Source organism: Chromobacterium sp. IIBBL 290-4, assembly GCF_024207115.1.
In the GTDB taxonomy this organism is placed as follows: domain Bacteria; phylum Pseudomonadota; class Gammaproteobacteria; order Burkholderiales; family Chromobacteriaceae; genus Chromobacterium.
This window is the reverse complement of sequence record NZ_CP100128.1, coordinates 4,475,074-4,498,067: the sequence shown is the minus strand read 5'-3', so window position 1 is coordinate 4,498,067 and position 22,994 is coordinate 4,475,074. Positions and strand designations below refer to the sequence as shown.

Annotated in this window: 16 protein-coding genes; 12 read left to right on the top strand and 4 right to left on the bottom strand. The window is 60.8% G+C overall.

The genetic code is table 11. The features are described 5' to 3' along the window. Positions 1-13: 13 nt before the first annotated feature. Positions 14-1,267, bottom strand: a complete 1,254-nt coding sequence (locus NKT35_RS21225; RefSeq protein ID WP_254297020.1) for an MdtA/MuxA family multidrug efflux RND transporter periplasmic adaptor subunit — start codon at positions 1,265-1,267, stop codon at positions 14-16. Positions 1,268-1,670: 403 nt separating this feature from the next. Here NKT35_RS21225 and NKT35_RS21220 point away from each other — a divergent pair, with 403 nt between their 5' ends. The 12 genes from NKT35_RS21220 to NKT35_RS21165 all read left to right on the top strand — a co-directional run bounded on the left by NKT35_RS21220 (position 1,671) and on the right by NKT35_RS21165 (position 18,964). After that, positions 1,671-3,593: a potassium transporter Kup gene (locus NKT35_RS21220; protein WP_254297018.1), complete on the top strand. Its 1,923-nt coding sequence runs from the start codon at positions 1,671-1,673 to the stop codon at positions 3,591-3,593. A gap of 255 nt (positions 3,594-3,848) precedes the next feature. Then, positions 3,849-5,369, top strand: coding sequence for an amino acid permease (locus tag NKT35_RS21215; protein WP_505190929.1), 1,521 nt, complete (start codon positions 3,849-3,851; stop codon positions 5,367-5,369). A gap of 103 nt (positions 5,370-5,472) precedes the next feature. After that, positions 5,473-6,174 carry a MarC family protein gene (locus NKT35_RS21210; RefSeq protein WP_254297014.1) on the top strand — a complete coding sequence of 234 codons (702 nt, stop codon included), beginning with the start codon at positions 5,473-5,475 and terminating at the stop codon, positions 6,172-6,174. A 118-nt stretch (positions 6,175-6,292) separates the two neighbouring features. Beyond that, on the top strand, positions 6,293-7,426 hold the full coding sequence (yiaY, locus tag NKT35_RS21205; protein WP_254297013.1) for an L-threonine dehydrogenase: 1,134 nt from the start codon (positions 6,293-6,295) through the stop codon (positions 7,424-7,426). A 110-nt stretch (positions 7,427-7,536) separates the two neighbouring features. Then, positions 7,537-7,908: a DUF488 domain-containing protein gene (locus tag NKT35_RS21200; protein ID WP_254297011.1), complete on the top strand. Its 372-nt coding sequence runs from the start codon at positions 7,537-7,539 to the stop codon at positions 7,906-7,908. Between the two features lie 133 nt (positions 7,909-8,041). Beyond that, the gene (locus NKT35_RS21195) at positions 8,042-9,223 is read left to right on the top strand and encodes an O-succinylhomoserine sulfhydrylase (protein WP_254297009.1); all 1,182 of its coding nucleotides are present in this window, start codon (positions 8,042-8,044) and stop codon (positions 9,221-9,223) included. A gap of 197 nt (positions 9,224-9,420) precedes the next feature. After that, positions 9,421-10,062, top strand: a complete 642-nt coding sequence (locus NKT35_RS21190) for a TetR/AcrR family transcriptional regulator (RefSeq protein ID WP_254301419.1) — start codon at positions 9,421-9,423, stop codon at positions 10,060-10,062. A gap of 76 nt (positions 10,063-10,138) precedes the next feature. After that, positions 10,139-12,592, top strand: coding sequence for an acyl-CoA dehydrogenase (locus NKT35_RS21185; protein ID WP_254297007.1), 2,454 nt, complete (start codon positions 10,139-10,141; stop codon positions 12,590-12,592). Positions 12,593-12,712: 120 nt separating this feature from the next. Beyond that, a complete protein-coding gene (locus NKT35_RS21180; RefSeq protein ID WP_254297005.1) occupies positions 12,713-13,090 on the top strand; it encodes an acyl-CoA thioesterase in 378 nt (125 codons plus the stop codon). A 185-nt stretch (positions 13,091-13,275) separates the two neighbouring features. Beyond that, complete coding sequence (locus NKT35_RS21175) at positions 13,276-14,772, top strand: OmpP1/FadL family transporter (protein ID WP_254297003.1); 1,497 nt, start codon at positions 13,276-13,278, stop codon at positions 14,770-14,772. A 419-nt stretch (positions 14,773-15,191) separates the two neighbouring features. After that, positions 15,192-17,567 carry a 3-hydroxyacyl-CoA dehydrogenase/enoyl-CoA hydratase family protein gene (locus tag NKT35_RS21170; RefSeq protein WP_254297000.1) on the top strand — a complete coding sequence of 792 codons (2,376 nt, stop codon included), beginning with the start codon at positions 15,192-15,194 and terminating at the stop codon, positions 17,565-17,567. A gap of 194 nt (positions 17,568-17,761) precedes the next feature. After that, complete coding sequence (locus tag NKT35_RS21165) at positions 17,762-18,964, top strand: acetyl-CoA C-acyltransferase (RefSeq protein ID WP_254296997.1); 1,203 nt, start codon at positions 17,762-17,764, stop codon at positions 18,962-18,964. Positions 18,965-19,044: 80 nt separating this feature from the next. Here the strand turns inward: NKT35_RS21165 and NKT35_RS21160 are convergent, their stop codons facing one another. The 3 genes from NKT35_RS21160 to NKT35_RS21150 all read right to left on the bottom strand — a co-directional run bounded on the left by NKT35_RS21160 (position 19,045) and on the right by NKT35_RS21150 (position 22,976). Beyond that, the gene (locus NKT35_RS21160) at positions 19,045-19,494 is read right to left on the bottom strand and encodes a serine protease external chaperone (RefSeq protein WP_254296993.1); all 450 of its coding nucleotides are present in this window, start codon (positions 19,492-19,494) and stop codon (positions 19,045-19,047) included. Positions 19,495-19,496: 2 nt separating this feature from the next. Beyond that, positions 19,497-21,278: a S8 family serine peptidase gene (locus NKT35_RS21155; RefSeq protein ID WP_254296990.1), complete on the bottom strand. Its 1,782-nt coding sequence runs from the start codon at positions 21,276-21,278 to the stop codon at positions 19,497-19,499. Positions 21,279-21,458: 180 nt separating this feature from the next. Further along, on the bottom strand, positions 21,459-22,976 hold the full coding sequence (locus NKT35_RS21150; protein WP_254296987.1) for a cyclic-di-GMP receptor FimW-related protein: 1,518 nt from the start codon (positions 22,974-22,976) through the stop codon (positions 21,459-21,461). Positions 22,977-22,994: the final 18 nt, after the last annotated feature.

The window sequence follows — 22,994 nt, the reverse complement described above, 5'->3', positions numbered from 1 at the left end:
CGATTCCTTGCGCTTAGTTGGCTGCCGCGGAGGCCTGATGCTTGCCCCACTGGCCGGAGCCGCGCTTATGCTGGGCCTTCTTGCCGCCTTCCGCCGCGGAGGCGGCTTCCTTGCTCTGGGCCACGCGGTCTATCACTTTGACCTTGGCGCCGTTGCGCAGCTTGTCCACGCCGTCTATCACCACGCGCTGGCCGGGCTCCAGGCCGGACTCCACCACGGTGAAGTCCCCGGAAACCGGGCCGGGCTTGATTTTGGCGATGCTGACCACTGAGTCGGCGTTGACGGTGTAGACGTAGTTGCCCACCTTGCCCAGTTGCACAGCCACCGTCGGCACCACCACGGCGTTTTTGCGCACGCCCAGTTGCAAGTTGACGTTGACGAACTGGTTGGGGAACAGCTGCTGTTTTTCGTTGGCGAACTTGGCCTTGATATTGATGGTGCCGGTGCTGGTATTCAGCTGGTTGTCCAGCGCCAGCACGGCGCCGTCGGCAAGCTTGTGCTTATTGTCGCGATCCCAGGCTTCGACTTTGAGTTGCTTGTTGGCGGACGAGGCCTCCAGCACGGAGTTGAGGCTGACCTCCGGAATGGCGAACACCACATTGATAGGCTGGGTCTGAGTGATCACCACGATGCCGTTGGCGTCCCCTGAGTGGACGATATTGCCCAGGTCCACCTGGCGCAGGCCGACTCGGCCGCTGACCGGGGCGACGATGCGGGTGTAGGCCACATTGGCGCGAGCGGCGGCGACCGAGCCCTGGTCGACCTTGACCGTGCCTTGGTATTGCTTGACCAGCGCTTCCTGCGTGGCGACCTGCTGCTCGGAAATGGAGTTTTGGCCTTGCAGCTGCTTGTAACGTTTCAGGTCGATATTGGCGTTGTCCAGCAAGGCCTGGTCGCGCAGCAATTGGCCTTCGGCTTGCGTCAAGGCAGCCTGATAAGGCGTGGCGTCCAGCTCGGCGAGCAACTGGCCTTGTTTGACCTGTTGGCCTTCTTCGAAGTGCAGCTTTTCCAGTTGGCCATCCACGCGGCTGCGCACCGTGACGGTGTAGGTGGAGTTGACGGTGCCCAGCGCATTCATTTGCAAGGGGGCATCCATGGTTTTGACCGTTTCCACGCCTACGGCCAAGGTCATGCCGCCTTTGGGTTGGTGGGCGGCGTTTTCGGCATTCTGGCTGCGCGCATGCCACCACCAGCCTGCGCCCAGAATGGCGGCGACGGCGATGACGAGAGGCAGGCGGCTGGACTTGGCGGGCTCCTGGATAGGCATGCTTGTGTGCTCCGGTGAAACTATTTTCTCAATGCGTGATGGATAGTGGCATTTTTTTTATGACTGCGCAGTATTTGCGCCATGGATCAAAAAATCTATGCGTATGGTGTTGTGCTTAAGCGTGACCGAATTGTATTAGCTTGGTTTGATCGCATGGGCGCTTTGTGTTGTGATTTGTTAAATCAGAGCAATTACTCGCAATGAATTTTCTGATGCGCGAAAACGCTCGATTTTCCAGTCTTTGCAAGCCGTTGATAAATAAAAATTTGGCGGTTTGATATGAGTTTTTGTAATTTTTACCGATTTTTTATATTGAATCCGCTATCTGTTTAGCTTGTTTGATTCTTAGCCGCGCCAGCAGTCCGTGATTCGAGGAGCTGGCGAGGGCGCGCAGGGGGAGACGATGCAATCTGAAATCAAGAGCATGGCCGTGATGGCGCGGGACCGACAGAGCGGCGCCCAGCCGGTGGCGTTGTTGGCGCTGGCGGCTTTGGGCGTGGTGTATGGCGATTTGGGCACCAGTCCCTTGTACGCCTTGCAAGAGGCTTTCAATCCGGAGCATGGCGTGCAGGCTACGCCGGAAAACGTGGTGGGCGTGGTGTCGCTGTTTTTGTGGTCCTTGATCCTGATGGTCAGCGTCAAATACGTATTGGTGCTGATGCGGGCGGACAATAAGGGCGAGGGCGGCATTCTGGCCTTGCTGGCGCAGATCACCGGCGAGAAGCCGGAAACCGGCAAGCGTTCAACCGCCGCGTGGGTGCTGCTGGGGCTGGCGGGGGCGGCGATGTTGTATGGCGACGGCGTGATCACGCCGGCGGTGTCGGTGCTGAGCGCCATGGAGGGGATGCAAGTGGCCACGCCGGCGCTGGCGGCTTATGTGGTGCCTTGCACGGTGGTGATCTTGGTATTGTTGTTCATGGTTCAACCTTACGGCTCCGGCCGCGTCGGGGTGGCTTTCGGCCCCATTCTGGCGACCTGGTTCGTCGCCATCGCCGCGCTCGGCATCGCCCAGCTGTGGCAGAACCCGGCCATTTTGCAAGCGATCAACCCCATTCATGGCCTGACTTATTTTCAGCGCAACGGTTTCGCCGGCTTCGTGTCCTTGGGCGCGGTGGTGCTGTGCCTGACAGGGGCGGAGGCGCTGTACGCCGATATGGGGCATTTCGGCGCGCGGCCGATCCGGCTGGCCTGGTATGGCCTGGCGCTGCCGTCGCTGGTGCTGAGTTATCTGGGGCAGGGCGCATTGCTGCTGGCGCATCCGCAGCTGTCCGGCCGACCCTTTTATTCCATGGTGCCGGAATGGGGGCTGTACCCGATGGTGGCGCTGTCCACGCTGGCCACCATTGTCGCCTCGCAGGCGCTGATCACCGCCGTGTTCTCCTTGACCCATCAATCGGTGCAGCTGGGCTTCTTTCCGCGGGTGAAAGTGCTGCACACCTCGGGCAGCCACAAGGGCCAGATCTACCTGCCGCTGCTGAACTGGATCTTGATGCTGGCGACGGTGGCGGTGGTGCTGGGCTTTCGCCAGTCGGACAAGCTGGCGGCGGCTTTCGGCCTGGCGGTATCCACCACCATGGCCATCACCACGGTTCTGTTCGCCGTGCTGGCGCGGCGGCGTTGGCATTGGCCATGGTGGGCCGTCATCGTGGTGGCCGGCGGCTTGTTCGCCATCGATCTCGCTTTCTGGCTGGCCAATGTGCTGAAGTTCCTGGATGGAGGCTGGCTGCCGCTGCTGCTGGGGCTGATCGTGTTCGCGATGATGGGCTGCTGGTTCGGCGGCCGCCGCTTGCAAGTGCGCGATGACGCGGACAGGCAATTGCCCATCGATTTGCTGCTGTCCAGCTTGCAGATGAATCCGCCGCCGCGCATTCCCGGCACCGCGGTTTTTCTGTCGGAAAGCGCGGACGGCACGCCGCTGGTGCTGTTGCATCATTTGAAACATAACCAGGTTTTGCATGAAACGGTGTTGTTGCTGACCCTGCAAATGCTGGATTCGCCGCGCGTCGACGGCGAGCGGGTGGGCGTGCAATGGCTGGGCGAAGGCGTGGCCCGGGTGATGGCCCGCTACGGCTATATGGAGGAGCCGGATGTGCCGGCGGTGATGGAGCGCGCGGCCGAGTTGCTGGGGCTGGCCGAGATGGAGCCCTTGAGCACCACCTACTATCTGGGCAGGCAGACCTTGGTGGCGGCGGCGAAAAGCGGCCGTTTCAAGCGCTGGATGCTGGGCATGTTCAGTTTCCTGCGGCAAAACGAGCGCAGCGCGACCTTGTATTTCCGCCTGCCGCCCAACCGGGTGGTGGAGCTGGGGGCGCGGATAGAGCTTTGACGCAACATTGTCGATTTTTGGAGCATCAGGGCCGGCATTGCCGGCCCTTGCTCGTTTTCGCGTCTGCGCCATGGCATGATTTATTCGATTGTAATCATGACATTTTCGTTTTTTGAATAAATTGCCGGTTTCAGGCTAGGCAATGCGAACAATCGATGTCATTCTCTCCCGCTTTGATTATCCCAAGCCCGGCGCAAGCCCGGGCTGCGCAGGCGAGCGCCGCGCGGCAGAACATAGAGTGAGTTGGATATGAGCATGAAAGACGAGGGACCGGAGCTGCGGCGTTCGCTGCAGGCGCGCCACCTGTCCATGATCGCCATCGGCGGTTCTATCGGCACCGGCCTGTTCCTGGCCTCCGGGGCCACCATTTCCGGCGCCGGCGCCGGCGGCGCCTTGCTGGCCTACGCGCTGGTGGGCCTGATGGTTTACTTCCTGATGACCAGCCTGGGCGAGATGGCGGCTTTCATGCCGGTGTCGGGTTCCTTCCAGGTATACGGCTCGCGTTTCGTCGATCCGGCCTTCGGCTTCGCCCAGGGTTGGAACTATTGGTACAACTGGGCCATCACCATCGCGGTGGAGCTGGCTGCGGCCTCCATCATCATGAACTACTGGTTTCCCAACATCCCAGGCGTGTTGTGGAGCGGCGGTTTTCTGGTGCTGATCTTCGCCTTGAACTATTTCTCGGTGAAGGGCTTCGGCGAGGCTGAATTCTGGTGCTCCATGCTCAAGGTGGTCACCATCATCGCCTTCATCATCATCGGTTTCATGATGATCCTGGGCATCATGACCGAGCCGGATCCGCATCGCATCGCGCCGGGCCTGAACGTGATGATGCAAGGACAGGGGCCTTTTGTCGGCGGTCTGGCGGCTTTTGTCGGCGTGGCCATGGTGGTGGGCTTCTCCTTCCAGGGCACCGAGCTGATCGGCGTGGCCGCGGGCGAATCGTCCAATCCGGGCCGCACCATTCCGCGCGCGGTGCGTCAGATCTTCTGGCGCATCCTGATGTTCTACATGCTGTCCATCCTGATCATCGGCCTGATCCTGCCGCACAATGATCCGTCGCTGCTGAAGAACGATATGAAGGACGTCGGCGCCAGCCCGTTCACGCTGGTGTTCAACCGCGCCGGCCTGGCTTTCGCCGCCAGCCTGATGAACGCGGTGATTCTGTCGGCCATTCTGTCGGCCGGCAACTCCGGCATGTACGCGTCCACCCGCATGCTGTACGCGATGGCCAAGAACGGCATGGCGCCCAAGATGTTCGGCCGGCTGAGCGAAGGCGGCGTGCCGCGCAACGCGCTGTATGCTACCACCCTGGTGGCCTGCCTGTGCTTCCTGACCTCGCTGTTCAACAACAACGCCGTTTACATGTGGCTGCTGAACTCATCCGGCATGACCGGTTTCATCGCCTGGCTGGGCGTGGCGATCAGCCATTACCGCTTCCGCCGCGCCTATGTGAAGCAGGGCTATAGCCTGGCCGATCTGCCTTATGTGGCCAAGTGGTTCCCGCTGGGCCCGCTGTTCGCCTTCGCGCTGTGCCTGCTGATCATGCTGGGCCAGAATTACACCGCTTTCACCGCCGCCAAGGTGGATTGGAACGGCGTGATCGCCACCTATCTGGGCATTCCGCTGTTCCTGGCTTTGTGGTGGGCTTACCGCTCCAAGCACAAGACGCAGCTGGTTCCCTTGGAGAAAATCGAGCTGGCCGAAGCGCACCGCAAGGCCTTGGAGCAGCGCGATGAGGCCAAGGGCGGAAAACTGGCTTCAGCCCAAGCTTGATGGCAGTTTTGACGTCTGTGACAAAGCCCGCTGGCAAGCGGGCTTTTTTTATGGTTTCATCCGCAATCCGACCTTATTTTAAACATACCGCGGAGCCGGCCCGATGCAGTTGCTGTCCATCTTCATGACCAAGTTTCTTTTCGTGATGGCGGCGCTGCTGCCCATCATGAATCCGCCCGGCCTGGTGCCGATCTTCATCTCGATGACGGCGCGCAATACGCCGGTGCAGCGCCGTTTCCTGGCGCGACGCATCGCCTTGTATTGCGCCTTGCTGTTGGTCGGCAGCATGTATGTCGGCGGCTATGTCTTGTCCTTCTTCGGCGTGTCGCTGCCGGTGGTGCAGATGTCGGGCGGTTTGCTGATCACCTTCGCCGCCTGGCGCATGTTGAACGACACGCCGGCCGAGTCCAGCCAGCCCTCCACCGAGACGGCCCATATCGACAGCAAGGCCGAGCTGAAGCAACGCGCCTTCTATCCGCTGACTTTCCCCTTGACGGTGGGGCCGGGCTCGATTTCGGTCGCCATCACCATAGGCGCGTCGCTGACCGGCAGCGGCAAAGGCATCATCCGCTACGGCATCGCGCCCCTGGCCGGCTCGGCCGCCATTCTGGTGTGCAGCGTGCTGGTATACCTGTGCTACGCCCATGCCGACAAACTGCTGCGCTATCTGGGCCAGACGGGCTCCATCGTGTTTCTGCGCTTGTCAGCCTTCATCCTGTTGTGTCTGGGCGTGCAGATCATGTGGGACGGCTTCGGCGAACTGGCTTCGCAATGGCTGCATGACAACGCCGCTTTGCTGCATTAATCGCTTTCATGCCGGCGGCGTGCGCTGCGCCGGTTTTTATTGATATTTGGCAAGGCGGGGCGATAGCGCGAGGCGCAGACTGGTCTCAACACATCGAGTTCTCACTAGGAGACGGATCATGAGCGCCAGCGCTTTCTTCATTCCCTCGCTCAACCTGATGGGCGCGGGCTGTCTGCAGCAAGCCATCGATACCATGCGCGGCCACGGTTTCCGCCGCGCGCTGATTGTCACAGACCAGGGCTTGGTCAAAGCCGGTTTGGCCGCCAAGGTGGCCGACATGCTGGGCAAGGCCGACATCGAACCGGTGATTTTCGACGGCGTGCATCCCAACCCGAGCTGCGCCAATGTCAACGCCGGTTTGGCGCTGTTGAAGGAAAAACAGTGCGATGTGGTGGTGTCGCTGGGCGGCGGCTCGCCGCATGACTGCGCCAAGGGCATCGCGCTGGTGGCGGTGAACGGCGGCAAGATCCAGGACTACGAAGGCGTGGACAAGTCGGCCAAGCCGCAGCTGCCGCTGGTGGCGATCAACACCACCGCCGGCACCGCGTCCGAAATGACCCGTTTCTGCATCATCACCGACGAGTCGCGCCATATCAAGATGGCCATCGTCGATAAACACACCACGCCGATTCTGTCGGTCAATGATCCGGAAACCATGGCTGGCATGCCGGCTTCGTTGACCGCCGCCACCGGCATGGACGCGCTGACCCACGCGGTGGAGGCCTATGTGTCCACCATTGCCACCCCCATCACCGACGCCTGCGCCTTGAAGGCCGTGGAATTGATCGCCGGCTTCCTGCGCCGCGCGGTGAAGGACGGCAAGGATATGGAGGCGCGCGAACAGATGGCTTACGCGCAATTCCTGGCCGGCATGGCGTTCAACAACGCGTCTCTGGGCTATGTGCATGCGATGGCGCACCAACTGGGCGGTTTCTACGACCTGCCGCACGGGGTCTGCAACGCGGTGCTGCTGCCGCACGTGCAGATCTTCAATGCGGCGACGGCAGGCGAACGCTTGGGCGATGTGGCCCTGGCTTTGGGCGAAACCACAGGCAGCGCCGAAGCGGCCATTGCCGCGATCAAGCGCTTGGCGGCCGATGTCGGCATCCCTGCAGGCTTGAAGGAGCTGGGCGTCAAGGAAGTGGATATTCCGACGCTGGCCGACAATGCCTTGAAGGACGCTTGCGGCCTGACCAATCCGCGCAAGGCCAGCCACGAAGAAATCTGCGCTATTTTCCGCGCCGCGCTGTAAGGCGCGCGGCCGGGCGGGAGGGCTTCCGCCCGGTTTGGCCGCCGCGCGCTTATCGAGGCGCGGCGGGAACTTGAGCCCGAAGTCCGCCAGGAATAGGGCAGGGAGTTGGTATGAATCCCTCAATTCGTTTGGTGTCGGTGGCCGATTGCAAGGCGCCGCCGGCTTCCGGTTTCCTTCTTGCGGCCAAATGGCCGCGTCAATGGCCGCGTTCCGCCTTGCAGGCGGGGCACTGGCTGCCGCGTGTCATGCCTACCGAGGAATTGGTGGCCTGGATGCACGGCGATGCCCAGCGCTGGCCGGTGTTCTGCGAAATCTACTGGTCGGATCTGGCCGCCAATCCGGCGCGCTGGCAGCCTTTGCTGGCCGCGATGCGCCAGGGCGAGCTGGTGTTGCTGCATGCTTGCGCCAGCGGCGAGCGCACGGCGATCAAAGCGCTGGAAGCGTTCCTGCGCCATCAGGCGGCTGCGGTCAAGGCGGCTTGACGGGCGTCTTCAGCCAAATTCCGGCGCCGGCTGAGCCTTAGCGCCGGATGTGATTTAGCAAGCGGCTGGTTTTCAGGCATGATAGGCGGATCATGACAGCCGGCTCTTGGCCGGTCGAGAAAGAGAGAAGCGCATGTCGGATCCGCAACAAGAAAATCTGCATCCCGAAACGCTGGCCATCCGCGCCGGCCGCACCGTCAGCGAATTCGGAGAGCACAGCCAAAGCCTGTATCTCACCTCCAGCTTCACCTTTGAAACCGCGGCCCAGGCTGCGGCGATGTTTCTGGGCGAGCTGGAAGGCTACACCTATTCCCGTTTCACCAATCCGACGGTGACGACTTTCCAGCAAAGGCTGGCGCAAATGGAAGGCGGCGAGCGCGCTATCGCCACCGCCACCGGCATGGCGGCGATCCAGGCCATCATGATGACGCTGTTGCAAGCGGGCGATCACATTGTTTCTTCGCAAAGCCTGTTCGGCTCCACCACCAATCTGTTTGCCAACCAGCTCTCCAAGTTTGGCGTCGCCACCCGCTTTGTCGATGCTCGCGACCTGAATGCCTGGCGCGAGGCTCTGCAAGCCAACACCAAGCTGCTGTTCCTGGAGACGCCGTCCAATCCGCTGACCGAGGTGGCCGACATCGCCGCCATCGCCGACATCGCCCACGCCCATGGCGCCTTGTTGGTGGTAGACAACAGTTTCTGTTCGCCGGCTTTGCAGCAGCCGTTGCAGCTGGGCGCTGACCTGGTGATGCATTCCGCCACCAAATATCTGGACGGCCACGGCCGGGTGATGGGCGGCGCGGTGGTCGGCAGCGACAAGCTGATCGAACAGATTTATCTGCATGTCCGCACCGCCGGTCCGTCGCTGGCGCCGTTCAATGCCTGGACCTTGCTATCCGGTCTGGAGACGCTGCATCTGCGCATGGAAAAGCACAGTTCCAACGCGCTGGCGCTGGCGCAATGGCTGGAAACGCTGCCCATGGTGGAACGCGTGTATTATCCGGGCCTGGAAAGCCACCCGCAGCATGAGCTGGCGATGCGTCAGCAAAAGCTGGGCGGCGGGGTGCTGTCCTTCGTGGTGAAGGGTGGGCGCGAGGCGGCCTGGAAGGTGGTGGATGCAGTGCAGGTGATCTCGCGCACCGCCAATCTGGGCGATGTGAAGTCCACCATCACCCATCCCGCCAGCACCACCCATGCCCGCGTGGCGGCCGAAGTGCGCGAGCGCACCGGCATTGTCGAAGGCCTGTTGCGCGTCAGCGTCGGTCTGGAAAATGTGGCGGATATCAAGCACGATTTGCTGCGCGGCCTTGACTAAGCCCTTTTAACGCGTGTTTCATTCAAACGGCAGTCTAAAATTAGACTGCCGTTTTTGTGTTGGCCCTGAGCGGTGAATGTCCGCGGCATCATGCATGCCTTGACATTGATCAAGTTAAAACGTAAGTTTGAAACGCTTGTTCGAAAGCTGAGATGAGCAAGAGCAAATCACACAATACAACAAAGGCACTGGAGACCATGGAGGCCAATCGTCCCGACACCGCAACCCGCATTCTCGACGTCGCGGAACGTCTGTTTGTGGAGCACGGCTTTGAGGCGACCTCGCTTCGCATGATCACCCAGCAGGCCGAGGTGAATCTGGCCGCGGTGAACTATCACTTCGGTTCCAAGGATGCGTTGTTCGAGTCCGTGTTCATGCGCAGGCTGGCGCCCTTATTGGAAGGCTGCCTGGCGGAACTGGACGTACTGGAAGCGAAACCGGGCGAGTTGCCTTTGGAGCAGTTGGTATTGTCGTTCATACGGCCATGCCTGGTGTTGTCCAAAGATCCGTCCCGCGGCGGCGCGATGTTCGTGCGCCTGCTGTCGCGCACGCTGGTGGAAAACCACCGCCTGCTGCGCGAAACCATTTCCCAGCAATACAGCGTGTTTGTGCAGCGTTATACCAGCGCCTTCCAGCGCGCGCTGCCGCATCTGGAATCGGAGCAGCTCGCCTGGCGCATGCACCTCGCCTTCAGCGTCATGTTCAACGCCTTCGCCGGCAACGATGTGCTGAAAATCTTCACGCGCAGCCAGATCGTTACCGCGCGGGACCCGGACATGATCGTCAAGTATCTGGTGCCTTTTGTGATTGCCGGTTTGGTCGCGCCCGTCGAAAGCTGATTCCGCCGAGTCTGCCAAGATTAAAACAGCAAGGCAGCGCTCGCGGGACTGAGGGGTCAACACGAGGGTTAACACAATGATTGCTGCCATTATTCTGGTCGCGCTGATCGTCGCGCTGGCCTACGTCGCCGCGCCGGTGCTGGCGTGGACCGTAGGCATAGCCGCCTGGCTAGCCGCGCTTCAATTCGTATTCCACTGCCAAGTGCACACCGCTGTCTGGGCGGTGTTCGCCGTTGTCGCGGCCGTGCTCAACATCGTGCCGCTGCGCCGCGCCGTGTTCACCGGCCCGGTGTTCGGCGTGTTCAAGAAAATCACGCCTGCCATGTCGCAGACCGAACAGGAAGCCATCAACGCCGGCACCGTCTGGTGGGATCGCGACCTGTTCTCCGGCAAGCCGGACTACAACCGCCTGCTGAACTTCCCGGATCCCAAGCTGACGCCGGAAGAGCAGGCTTTCATCGATGGTCCGACCGAGCAGCTGTGCTCGATGATCGACGACTGGAAGATCACCCATGAATTGAAGGACCTGCCGCCGGATGTGTGGCAGTTCATCAAGGACAAGGGCTTCCTGGGCATGATCGTCAAGAAGAAGTACGGCGGCCTGGAGTTCTCCAATTACGCCCACGCCAAGGTGGTGACCAAGATCGCCACGCGCGGCGGCACGGCCGCGGTGTCGGTGATGGTGCCGAACTCGCTCGGACCGGGCGAGCTGCTGCAGCACTATGGCACCGAAGAGCAAAAAGATTACTACCTGCCGCGCCTGGCCAAGGGCGTGGAAGTGCCTTGCTTCGCGCTGACCAGCCCGTATGCCGGCTCCGACGCCGGCGCCATTCCGGACTTCGGCGTGGTGTGCCGCGGCTCCTACACGAATCCGCGCACCGGCGAACATTTCGACAATGTGCTGGGCGTGCGCGTGAGCTGGGAAAAGCGCTGGATCACGCTGGCCCCGGTGGCCACCATCCTGGGCCTGGCCTTCAAGATGTACGACCCGGATCATTTGCTGGGCGACAAGGAAGAAATCGGCATCACCTGCGCGCTGGTGCCGACCGAGCATGTCGGCGTCGAAATCGGCCGCCGCCACTACCCGGGCGGTTCGGCCTTCATGAATGGCCCGACTTGGGGCAAAGATGTGTTCATTCCGCTGGAGTGGATCATCGGCGGCCGCGAATACGCCGGCCAGGGCTGGCGCATGCTGGTGGAGTGTCTGTCGGTCGGCCGCTGCATCTCCTTGCCGGCCATGTCGGTGGCTTGCGGCAAGCTGACCACCTACACCACCGGCGCGTTTGCCCGCATCCGCGACCAGTTCGGCCTGCCCATCGGCAAGTTCGAGGGCGTGGACGAGGCGATGGCGCGCATCGGCGGCTTCACCTATCAGATGGAAGCCTCGCAAGATCTGGCCCTGACCGGCCTGGACAACGGCGAGAAGCCGTCCGTGCTGTCGGCCATCCTGAAGTACCACAACACCGAACGCATGCGCAAAACGCTGAACGACGCGATGGACGTGCATGGCGGCAAAACCGTGGTGCTGGGCCCGCGCAACTATCTGGCGCGCGGCTATCAGGCGGTGCCCATCGGCATCACCGTGGAAGGCGCCAACATCCTGACCCGTTCGATGATCATCTACGGCCAGGGCGCGATCCGCTGCCATCCCTTCGTGCTGCGCGAAATGAAGTCCGCCATGACCAATGACGGCGCCGAGTTCGACAAAGCCATCACCGGCCACATCAACTTCGTGATCAGCAATTTCGTCCGCTCGCTGTGGCTGGGCCTGACTTGCGCCCGCTTCGCGTCCAGCCCCAAGGGCGGCGCGACCGCGGTCTACTACAAGCGCGTCACCCGTCTGTCCAGCGCTTTCGCCTTGCTGTCCGATATGGCCATGTTCAGCCTGGGCGGCTCGCTGAAGTTCCGCGAGAAATTGTCGGCCCGCCTGGGCGATATGCTGTCCGGCCTGTACATCGCTACCGCCTCGCTGAAGCGCTTCGAGCGCGACGGCGCGCCGCAGGAAGACATCGCGGTGATGAGCTGGGCGGTGGAAAACGCCTTGTACGACGTGCAAGTGGCGATGGACGGCTTCCTGGCCAACCTGCCGAGCCGCGGCCTGTCCTGGGTGTTGCGCCGCATTATCTTCCCGTGGGGCCTGACGCTGAAGCCGGCGTCAGACCGCGTCGGCACCAAGGTGGCGCGAGCCATGATGGAGCCGGGCGCTACCCGCGCGCGGCTGACCCAGGGCATGTTCGTGTCCAAGGATGAGACGGATCCGGTCGGCGTGCTGGGCTACGCGCTGCAAGCCACGCTGGATACCGAGCCGGTGGAGCAGAAGCTGCGCAAGCTGGCGCGCGACGGCAAGTTCCAGACGATCACCGCGCGCGAGCGCCTGGCCGAGGCTTTGCAGTCGGGCCTGATCGCGCAGCAGGAATTCGATGCCGTGTCCCGCGCCCGCAAGCTGAAGCGCGATGTCATCATGGTGGACGATTTCGATATGAAATTGGAACAACATGACGACAAAATGCTGCAGCGCCTGATTTTCTAATTCAGGCGACGTGTTACCATGCGCCGAATGCCATACGCGTTCGGCGCCATTCAAAATGGCCGCCGGGACGCGGCCATTTTGAATGGCGGGAAACAAGCCTGGAACAGGCGGGAGAGGGTGATGGAACAACATGAGAACCGCGTGCCGGCTTTGCGGGTGCGGGCGCTGCCAAGCTGCACCAATGCTTACGGCAAGGTGCAGGCAGGCTGGCTGCTGAGCCAGATCGATATGGCTGGCAGCCTGGATGCGGAGCGTTTATCGCGCGGGCCGGTCACCACGGTGGCGGTCAACGCCTTTCAGTTCGCCGCGCCGATTCTGCTTGGCGATGTGGTGGACTTGTACGTGGAAAGGCTGCGCATCGGCCAGAAGTCCATCACCTTGAAGATTTCGGTTGAGGCCGAACGGATGGATGGTTCCCATGTCCGGATCACCGATGTGATCGCCACGTACGTCGCCATCGATCACGATGGCAAATCCCGTTTGCTGGGCGAGTCCTGATCCGGATTGTTGCCGTTCTGTTCAATTGTTGTGGAAATGTTGCATTAAAACGAACGTTTGGAACAAAAGCTCGATCGATTGGTTGGATTGCTCTAATTCTCTGGTAGCATCGGTCATGACTCACGACATGATTGGGTCATGTAATGATGAAAAATATCTACTCAGGAAATACTAGAGAGGGAAGCATGAAGCTCAAGCATCTTAGCCTGTCCGTGATGATCATGGGCACCGCGTTCGGCCTGGCCTCTACACAGGCTGCTGCCTCGGGTTATCAGTTCGGTTCGCAAAGCGTGTCCGGCCAGGGCACCGCCCATGCCAACGGCGCGGAAGCCGCCGATCCTTCCACCATCTTCACCAACCCGGCCGGCTTGTCCCGGCTGGATGGCACGCAACTGGTGATCGGCACCACGCTGGTGGTGCCGCATTCGGAATACACAGACAGCGGCTCGACGAACAGCAACTACTTTGCTAAGTATGGCCTTCCTGCTCGTCAGACTGGTGGCGGCAATGGTGATGGCTTTGCTCCTTCCGTAGTAGCGGCGCCGACCTTTTACCTGTCTCACAAAATAAATGACAAGTTCACTGCTGGCATCGGGTTGTTCGTTCCCTATGGAGCCAAGCTGGATTACGGCTCGACCTGGGCTGGTCGTTATTCACTGAAAAGCATCGATCTGCAGTCTTTCAATATCAACCCCTCGATTTCATTAAAATTGGACGAGCGGCAATCTATTGGATTCGGTGTGTCTGCTCAATACATGAAGGCATCGTTGGAGAAAATGACGGATGCCACGAGTGGTTTGAATGCGCTGCTCTTCAGTTCTATCTACAAGGCAACGGGGAGCGCCGCTCAAGCCGCTCAAGCGGTAGCTGCGGCTGGTATTAATGGCGATGGTGTGGCAAAGGTGGAGGGTGATGATTGGGGATTCGGCTGGAATATCGGTTATATGTTCCAGTTGAATGACAATACCCGATTTGGCTTGGCCTACCGCTCCAGCGTCAAGCAGTCCTTGAGCGGTAACTCCACTTGGACTTTCAATGGCGTGACAGGAAATGTGCCTGCGTCGATTTATGCTTTGGCTGGCGTGTCTCCTAGTTCAGGGCCTGGTGCGATAGCCAAACTCCAGCGGCCAGATGCATCTGCATCGGTTGATGTGACAACGCCTGAAACTGCTTCCGCCAACTTCTTCCATCAACTGAACCCGACTGTGGCGCTGATGGGCGATGTGACCTGGGTTCGAAACTCTCGTCTGCAGCAGCTTGATATCAAGCAATTCAGCTCTCCGGCCCAGGGCGACCTGGTGCTGCATCAGAACTGGAAGGACACCTGGCGCGTATCGTTTGGCGGCAACTACCAGTTGAACGACAGCTGGATGCTGCGCAGCGGCGTGGCTTGGGAGCAGTCGCCGGTACAGTCGGACGATCAGCGCCATCCGGCCATTCCGGATAGCGACCGCATCTGGCTGTCCTTCGGCGCCAATTACAAGATCAACAAGCAAAGCTCCATTGATCTGGCCTATAGCTTCATTGATTTCAAGAACGCCAACGTCAATTACACGGATAGCTGCAATCCGTCGGGCACGATGGCAAACGGAGCGCTATGCACCGGCAACGGCGAAACCACGAAGGGTACCTACAAGACCTATTTGCAACTGATCGGCTTGCAGTACAACTACCGTTTCTAAGCGGCGGGATGCCGGCTTGAAGCGATGAACAGGGCAGGCGCCAAGCGCCTGCCCTGTTTTGTTTTGGCCGGTATCCAATTGGTTGTTGCGGCAGCGCCAGCGCCGCATGCTTTTTTTTACAAAACCTGCTTTGATTTTGCCCAAAATGGGTTAGACTAATCCAACATAAAAGCGAGTGTTTGATATTTTATCTGCACTTGATGATTGTCCTCCGCCAGCAGGCCAAACTTGCGGCAGAGGAAGGCCGGCGGGAACAATAGTCGAAACCGCCGGCCTGACTATCAAGCAGTACCCCGGCGCCGCGCCCGCCCCAGCCGGCGCGAAACTGGGCAAGGACGATTCAACGCCCGTCCTTGGAAGCAAGCAGGACAGGTTGAGAGGGGCCTGTCTCATGTGTGTTTCAACAAAACGAGGAAACCATGTCTCAAACCAAATTCAATGTACGCAAGGTCGCCGTGCTCGGCGCTGGCGTGATGGGCGCGCAGATCGCCGCTCACCTGGTGAACGCCAAAGTTCCGACCATTCTGTTTGACCTGCCGGCCAAGGAAGGCGACAAGAACGGCATCGCGCTGAAGGCCATCGACGGCCTGAAGAAGCTGAAGCCCTCGCCGCTGGCCGGCAGCGACGTGGTTGCCCACATCCAGCCCGCCAACTATGACGACCACCTGCACCTGCTGAAGGATTGCGACCTGGTGATCGAAGCCATCGCCGAGCGCATGGACTGGAAGGTGGACCTGTACCACAAGGTGGCTCCGCATCTGGGCGAGCACACCATCTTCGCCACCAATACTTCCGGCCTGTCCATCAACAAGCTGGCAGAAGGCTGCCCGGATTCGGTGCGCCCGCGTTTCTGCGGCGTGCACTTCTTCAACCCGCCGCGCTATATGCACCTGGTTGAAATCATCCCCTGCGTGACTTCCGACGCCCACATCCTGGACAACCTGGAACGCTTCCTGGTGTCTACCCTGGGCAAGGGCGTGGTCCGCGCCAAGGACACCCCGAACTTCGTGGCCAACCGCATCGGCGTGTTCTCCATGCTGGCCACCATCGCCAATGCCGCCAAGTACGGCATTCGCTTTGATGTGGTGGACGACCTGACCGGCCCGCGCCTGGGCCGTCCCAAGTCCGCCACTTTCCGCACCGCCGACGTGGTGGGCCTGGACACCTTCGCCCACGTGGTGAAGACCATGCAGGACACGCTGCCGCAAGATCCGTGGCACAGCCTGTTCGCCACTCCGGACTGGATGCAGGGCCTGATCTCGGCCGGCGCGCTGGGTTCCAAGACCAAGGCCGGCATCTATAAGAAAGACGGCAAGCGCATGCTGGTGCTGGACCCGGCCAAGGGCGAGTATGTGGGCTCCGGCGAGAAGGGCGACGACGCGGTCAAGGACATCCTGAAGATCGCCAATCCGGCCGAAAAATTCCAGAAGCTGCGCGAGAGCCAGCACCCGCAGGCGCAGTTCCTGTGGGCGTGTTTCCGCGACGTGTTCCATTACATCTCCTTCCATCTGGCAGACATCGCCAACTGCGCCCGCGACGTTGACTTCGCCATCCGCTGGGGCTTCGGCTGGTCCACCGGTCCGTTCGAAACCTGGCAAGCCGCCGGCTGGCAGCAAGTGGCCAAGTGGCTGCAGGAAGACATCGCCGCCGGCAAGACCCTGGCCAAGGCCGAGCTGCCGGCCTGGGTGCTCGAAGGCGACCGCGCCGGCGTGCATTTCGCCGACGGTTCCTACAACGCCGCCGACAAAAAACTGGTTGGCCGCTCCGCTCTGGATGTGTACAAGCGCCAGCTGGCGCCGGCCAAGGTACTGGGCGAGAAGTCCGAGCAACTGGGCGAAACCGTGTTCGAGAACGAGGGCGTGCGCGCCTTCACCACCGGCGATGATGTGCTGGTGGTGTCGTTCAAGTCCAAGGCTCACGCCATCGGCCCGGCCGTGCTGGACGGTCTGAACACCGCCATCGACATCGCCGAAGACCGCTTCAAGGGCCTGGTGATCTGGCAAACCGAAGAGCCGTTCTCCGTGGGCGCGGACCTGCAGTCCATGATGCCGGCCTTCATGATGGGCGACTGGGGCGCGATCGATTCCATGATCGGCCGCTTCCAGTCCACCGCGCTGCGTCTGCGCTATAGCCAGATCCCGACCATCGCCGCGACCCAGGGCTATGTGTTCGGCGGCGGCTGCGAGTTCGCCATGCACTGCGACAAGACCGTGGCCGCGTTGGAGTCTTATGTTGGCCTGGTGGAAGTGGGCGTCGGCCTGCTGCCGGGCGGCGGCGGCTGCAAGGAGTTCGCGCTGCGCGCTTCGCAAGAGTCCAAGGGCGACCTGCTGGCCGCGCTGAAGGACTACTTCATGAACATCGCCACCGCCAAGGTCGCCACCAGCGGCGTGGAAGCGCAGGAGCTGGGCTTCTTCAAGAAGGGCGATTCCGTGGTGTTCAATGCTTACGAACTGCTCTACATCGCCAAGCAGCAGGCGCTGGCGCTGGCCGAATCCGGCTACCGTCCGCCGCTGAAGGTGAAGGGCTTCCCGGTGGCTGGCCGCTCCGGCGCCGCGTCGATCAAGGGCCAACTGGTGAACATGCTGGAAGGCAATTTCATCAGCCAGCACGACTTCTTCATCGCCTCGCAGATCGCCGACGTGATGACCGGCGGCGACGTCGAAGCCGGCACCCTGGTCAACGAGCAATGGATTCTGGACCTGGAGCGCAAGGCATTCATGACCCTGCTGAAGAACTCCAAGACCCAGGACCGCATCGCCAATATGCTGACCACCGGCAAGCCGCTGCGCAACTAAGTACTTGGAGATGATTCTGCTGCGCGCGCCGATCTCGAATGCTGCGATGCTCGCCGTACCGCATGTACGGCTGCGCTTCTCGCTTCGACCTCGGCCCGCTCGCGACGAATCCTCCCGCAAGTACGGCCAATAGCCAGATGAAAGGCCGCTTGATCGCGGTAGAAGCGATCAGGCGGCCGACAGGAGAATCGAAAATGAGCAAACAAGTACAAGAAGCTTACATCGTCGCCGTCACCCGCACCCCGGTGGGCAAGGCGCCGCGCGGCATGATGCGCCACGTGCGCCCGGACGACATGCTGGCGCATGTGATCACCGGCGCGTTGGCGCAGGTGCCGAATCTGGATCCGAAACTGATTTCCGACTGCGTGGTCGGTTGCGCCTTCCCGGAAGCGGAGCAAGGCCTGAACATGGCGCGCATCGGCGTGCTGCTGGCTGGCCTGCCCAATACCGTGGGCGGCATCACCATCAACCGCTACTGCTCGTCCGGCATCAACGCCGTGCAGATGGCGGCCGACCGCATCCGTCTGGGCGAAGCCGACGTGGTGATCGCTGCCGGCGCGGAATCGATGTCGCTGGTGCCGATGATGGGCAACAAGGTGTCGCTGAACCCGGAAATCTTCGCCAAGGACGAGAACTACGGCATCGCCTACGGCATGGGCCTGACCGCTGAAAAAGTGGCGCAGCAGTGGGGCGTGTCGCGCGAAGACCAGGATGCGTTCGCGGTGGAATCGCACCGCCGCGCGCTGGCGGCCATCGACGGCGGCAAGTTCAAGAACGAAATCACCCCGCTGGAAGTGACCTATCGCACGCCTAATCTGGAAACCGGCGAAGTGGTGGTGAAGAAGCGCGTGCTGGACACCGACGAAGGCCCGCGCCGCGAAACCACGCTGGAAGGCCTGGCCAAGCTGAAGACCGTGTTCGACGCCAAGGGCTCGGTCACCGCCGGCAACTCCTCGCAGATGTCCGACGGCGCCGGCGCGGTGATCCTGGTGTCCGAGCGCGTGCTGAAGGAATTCAACCTGGTGCCGCTGGCCCGCTACGTGACCTTCTCGGTCAAGGGCGTGCCGCCGGAAATCATGGGCATCGGTCCCAAGGAAGCCATCCCGGCCGCGCTGGCCCAGGCCGGCCTGAAGCAGGACGACCTGAAGTGGATCGAGCTGAACGAAGCCTTCGCCGCCCAGGCGCTGGCCGTGGCGCGCGATCTGGAGCTGGACATGTCCAAGGTGAACCCGCACGGCGGCGCCATCGCGCTGGGCCACCCGCTGGGCGCCACCGGCGCCATCCGCACCGCCACCCTGGTGCACGGCATGCGCGATGCCGGCCTGAAGGGCCATGGCATGGTGACGATGTGCATCGGCACCGGCATGGGCGCCGCCGGCATCATCGAAGTGCTGTAAGCCTGAAGCGCCCATCGCTTGGGCAGCAGGACACAAAAACGCCACGGACTTGTCCGTGGCGTTTTTTACTGGCGGGGAAATTATTCGAGTTGCTTGTCTTTGCTGGCCAATTCCAGTTGCGCCTTTTTTACTCTTTTATCGGAAAATAGCTTTTGTTGCAGCGCCAGCAGGTCGGTCTGCGGCTCGCTGTCGAATACCACCACGCTGGCAGTGCGTTGGCGTGCCGTCAAGCCATAGTCGCGGGCGATGGCGGCTTCGTCTTGCGGCGAGGCCAATTGCACCAGCACGGCGCCGCTGACGGTAGCCGGCAGTATCTGACTCGCGCCCTGTACGATATCGCCTCGTTTCAATGCCGGCGCTATGGCTTCTGCGGCCGAACGTTTGGCGCGAAGCGTGGCCTGCTTGTAGTACACCTTGCCATTGATGGCGATGGCTTGCCCGCTGGGGTTGGTGGCCAGCAGTGGATCATTGGTCTGCGCGGCAGCTGAGAGAGTGAACAAGATGGGAATCAAGATAAGCAGGTTTTTCATGTTTAGCTCCTATGGCCGAAAAAGCGAATGGACCAAGACTTCAGTTTGCCGGTCGCATTGGGCAGCGTGATGAGCGTGGCTTTATTGTCGGAAACGGAGTAGTACTGATAGTCGCCGCTATTGGTGTCCAATACGCGCAATCGCCATTGGCCTTTCGCAGCTTCTCCATAGAACTGATTGGACAGCAAGCGCTGCTGATCCAAGCCGTATTCCTCTTTTACCAGCCCTGTGCGAGGCGCCAGCAGTATGGAACGGGTGCCGGAGGGCGAGATCAACTCCACTGCGAGATCGCTGGCGCGTCCGTGCTCCGCATCTACCAGGACTTGGACTGCTTCCACCGTCAAATTGTCCTGCTGGACGTATGTGCTTTCCACGCCTTTTTCGTCCGCATCAGGAATGGCGGCTTGAACGGAAATGGTTTCCCAGCGAGTTTTTTGCAGTGGAGGTAGCGGCTTGTTGTAAAACAACGCTTTTTCAACGGCCTTGTCCACATCGATCAGGCCGAAGCCATAGAAAGAGTGGAATGCCAGGCCTGCGGCGTTCTTTTGCCAGCCGGGAATGGCTTGATAGCGGTGAGCGACGCCAGCCGGATCCTTGAACTCAAGCGTTACGCCAGGATTGGCGGCATCAATCTGCCGAGCGGTAGTCAGCAGGATATGGCGCACGTCGCGGGCGCTCAGGGCCGGGTTGGCCGACATTACCAGAGCGAACGCCCCGGAGGCGGCAGGGGCGGCGGAGGACGTGCCGTTCATCACGCCGGTGTAATCGCAATTGGGATCTTGCGCGTTGCCCCCGTGCAGTCGGTTTTCCGTATCGCCGCTGATGTTCCAGCCGCGGTTGCAGCCGCTCAGGTCCGTGGTGACGATGGCTGGGGTGTCTGTGCCGTATTCGCCTCCAGGAGCGGATAGCAGCACATTCGAGCCGGCGGAAGAATATGAGGAGCGGACTCCGTCGGCATTGATCGCAGCTACCACCACATTCCAGTAATTGCTGTTCTCCGGGTCGATGTTGGCATCTTGCAGCGGCAGTCCATTGTTGCCGCGATAACCGTATATATAACCGCTCTTTATTTTGAAGGATTTGTAGTTGTTGCCGGCGGATTTGACAAAGACGGCGCCGCGGCCCCAGTGGCTGTTGCGGCTGACGTCTTCGTAGGTTTCCTCATGGACTTTGAGCCGGATGTCGGTGTCGGGGTTGCCAGATAGCGAATAAGGCGCGGATACGCCGTAGCTCTGATTGAACACTCGTGCGTCGGTAAAGGCTTCCAGCGGTCTGCCGCCTGGCTTCTTGCCGTGGGAGAGCAGCCAGTCATCCAGCGTTTGCGTATGGATCCAGTTGAAGCCCTGCAGGCTGGCGGACGGCGCTACGCCGCGGCCGCCGATTCCATTCCAGCCTACTGCGGCGGCGATGCCGGCCACGGCGGTGCCGTGATTGTCTTCTGGCTTATCCGGAGTGGGGTCGCCGCTGCCATTGTCGAAGTTTTTGGAACCGGGGACCACGTTGGCGGCAAGGTCTGGGTGGCGGATCTCGACGCCCCCGTCGATCACGGCGATCGTTGTGCCGACGCCGCGGATGCCGCGCAAATGGGTGAAAGCCAGATTCAGATCATAGCCGGCTATGCCGCCGCGTTTGGAGAACGCATCCTGGCCGGTGTTCTGCAGGTGCCATTGTTGTTTGACCAAGGGATCGCCGGCTTGCAGAGGGTAGGCGGGGCCGGCTGCCGCGCTGGCGGATAGCGCAGCCGCGGCCGCAAGGGCCGCGCCATTCACGGAAGTTTTCTTCATGGATCATCCTTTATTATTTGTCTATGTAGCGAGAGCTACATGACAAAGGTATTTTATGGCGTAAAATTGCGCAATACCTATTTGGAATAAAGAAATGGAGTATCTAGAGGCTGGGCGTGCGATGAAAAAAGCCCGCGCAGGGCGGGCTTAGGGCTGGAGGAGGCCGAAGCGGCGAGGGCGTCAGTCCATTTTTGACAGCGTGTCGAAGTTGCTGTGGCTGCAGTCTTCGAAATCTTGCTGGGGATCCTTCAGCTTGATCTGGTAGGACTTGCCTTGCGCGGTGAGGATCAACTCCTTGGCGGGGCCGCTCAGGTTTTTCGGCATCAGGAACCAGCGCTGTCCTTTGCGGGAGTTCGGCTGTGTGATGTAGATGGCGGTGAAGGGCGGCGCATCGGGCATGGCGGGGTCCAGCAAGGACACGCCAACCGGCGTTTGCCCTAAAATCTCAATGCCGACCTTGGTGCCGTTGTTTTGTCGCAGAATGCGGCGGATAATGCCGAGCAGCAAGGGGTGGTTCTCGGTTTTGACCAGGATGAGCCGGCCGATGGCCAGTTGTTCTATGGTTTTGCCGATGAAGGTCAGGCCCATGCCCGTGCTGCTGATGTCGTTGATCCGCCATTCGTCCACGCGATCGCTTTCCAGCGAGCTGACATCCTGAACTTTGACCTGAAACGCGACCCGGTCGAAGCCGATGGACACCTGCGCGCTGGAGGCGTGCAGGGAGCGTTCGGATTTCCGCAGCGATTTGCCGCCGTCGTTGGACCAGCGGATGGCGAGCTTCTCGCACAGCTCCGCCCATTCCTCTCTTTCCAGCTCGCAGCCCAGCGCGGCGAGCTGCGAGGGTATGCGGTTGTCGAGATCGAACATCAGATCGGCAAGCCGGCTGGTGATTTCGTAGGCGGACCAGTAACGATGCCATTTGCCGGCCATGCCGCGCAGCATGGGCTGCGGCGGATCCGGCTGGGACAGGTTGTATACGAAGATCGGCGTTTCGGTTGGAGGCTGCTTGTCCAGCGGGATATTCTGGCTGAGCAGCATAAGCAGTTGATCGACCGCGATGATTTCCTTGTGCAGCATGTTTTCCGTCTGCGCCAGAAACAACATGCCGGCCTGAACCAGCAATTGCTCGCAACTGATTTCATTGCGAGAGTCTGGATAAAGCAGCACGGGCTGGCGGGAAAATCCGGCATCTTCCGCGTAAGTGAAATATCGGAAGCCTTGTTGCCAGGCGGTGCCTTCCGGTTTGAGATAACGCAGCGCGTTCCAGGCGATCAATCGCATCTGGTGATGCAGGCCGCGCACGACAATCAGCTGCTGTTCATTGTCGGCAATCTGGCTGGAGCCGTTTTTGTACAATCTCAAACAGATTTGGTAGGCATTGGACAATTCGTGCCAATAAGCAAGGATGGTCGGCAAATAGCCTTTGCTGCCGCCTTTGGAGTGCAAGTAGTCCTGGCAAAGTTGTTGATGGATGCGCGCGGCTTTGTCGTCGACATAAAGCAGCGTTTTGACGCGCTCCTTGAGCGACATCTCGGTATCGGCATTGATCCGGGAAACGGCCTTGATGATTTCCACCAAGGCGGTAAAGTACTCCGCTTGCGGAAGATCGCGCACCAGCAGGGTCGCCGATTGCGCCACGCCAGAGGCTGGCGTGTTCTTGCTGAGAAGAGAGCTGACAAGTGACTTGAAATCGAACATTTATTCGAGCTTTGTTGA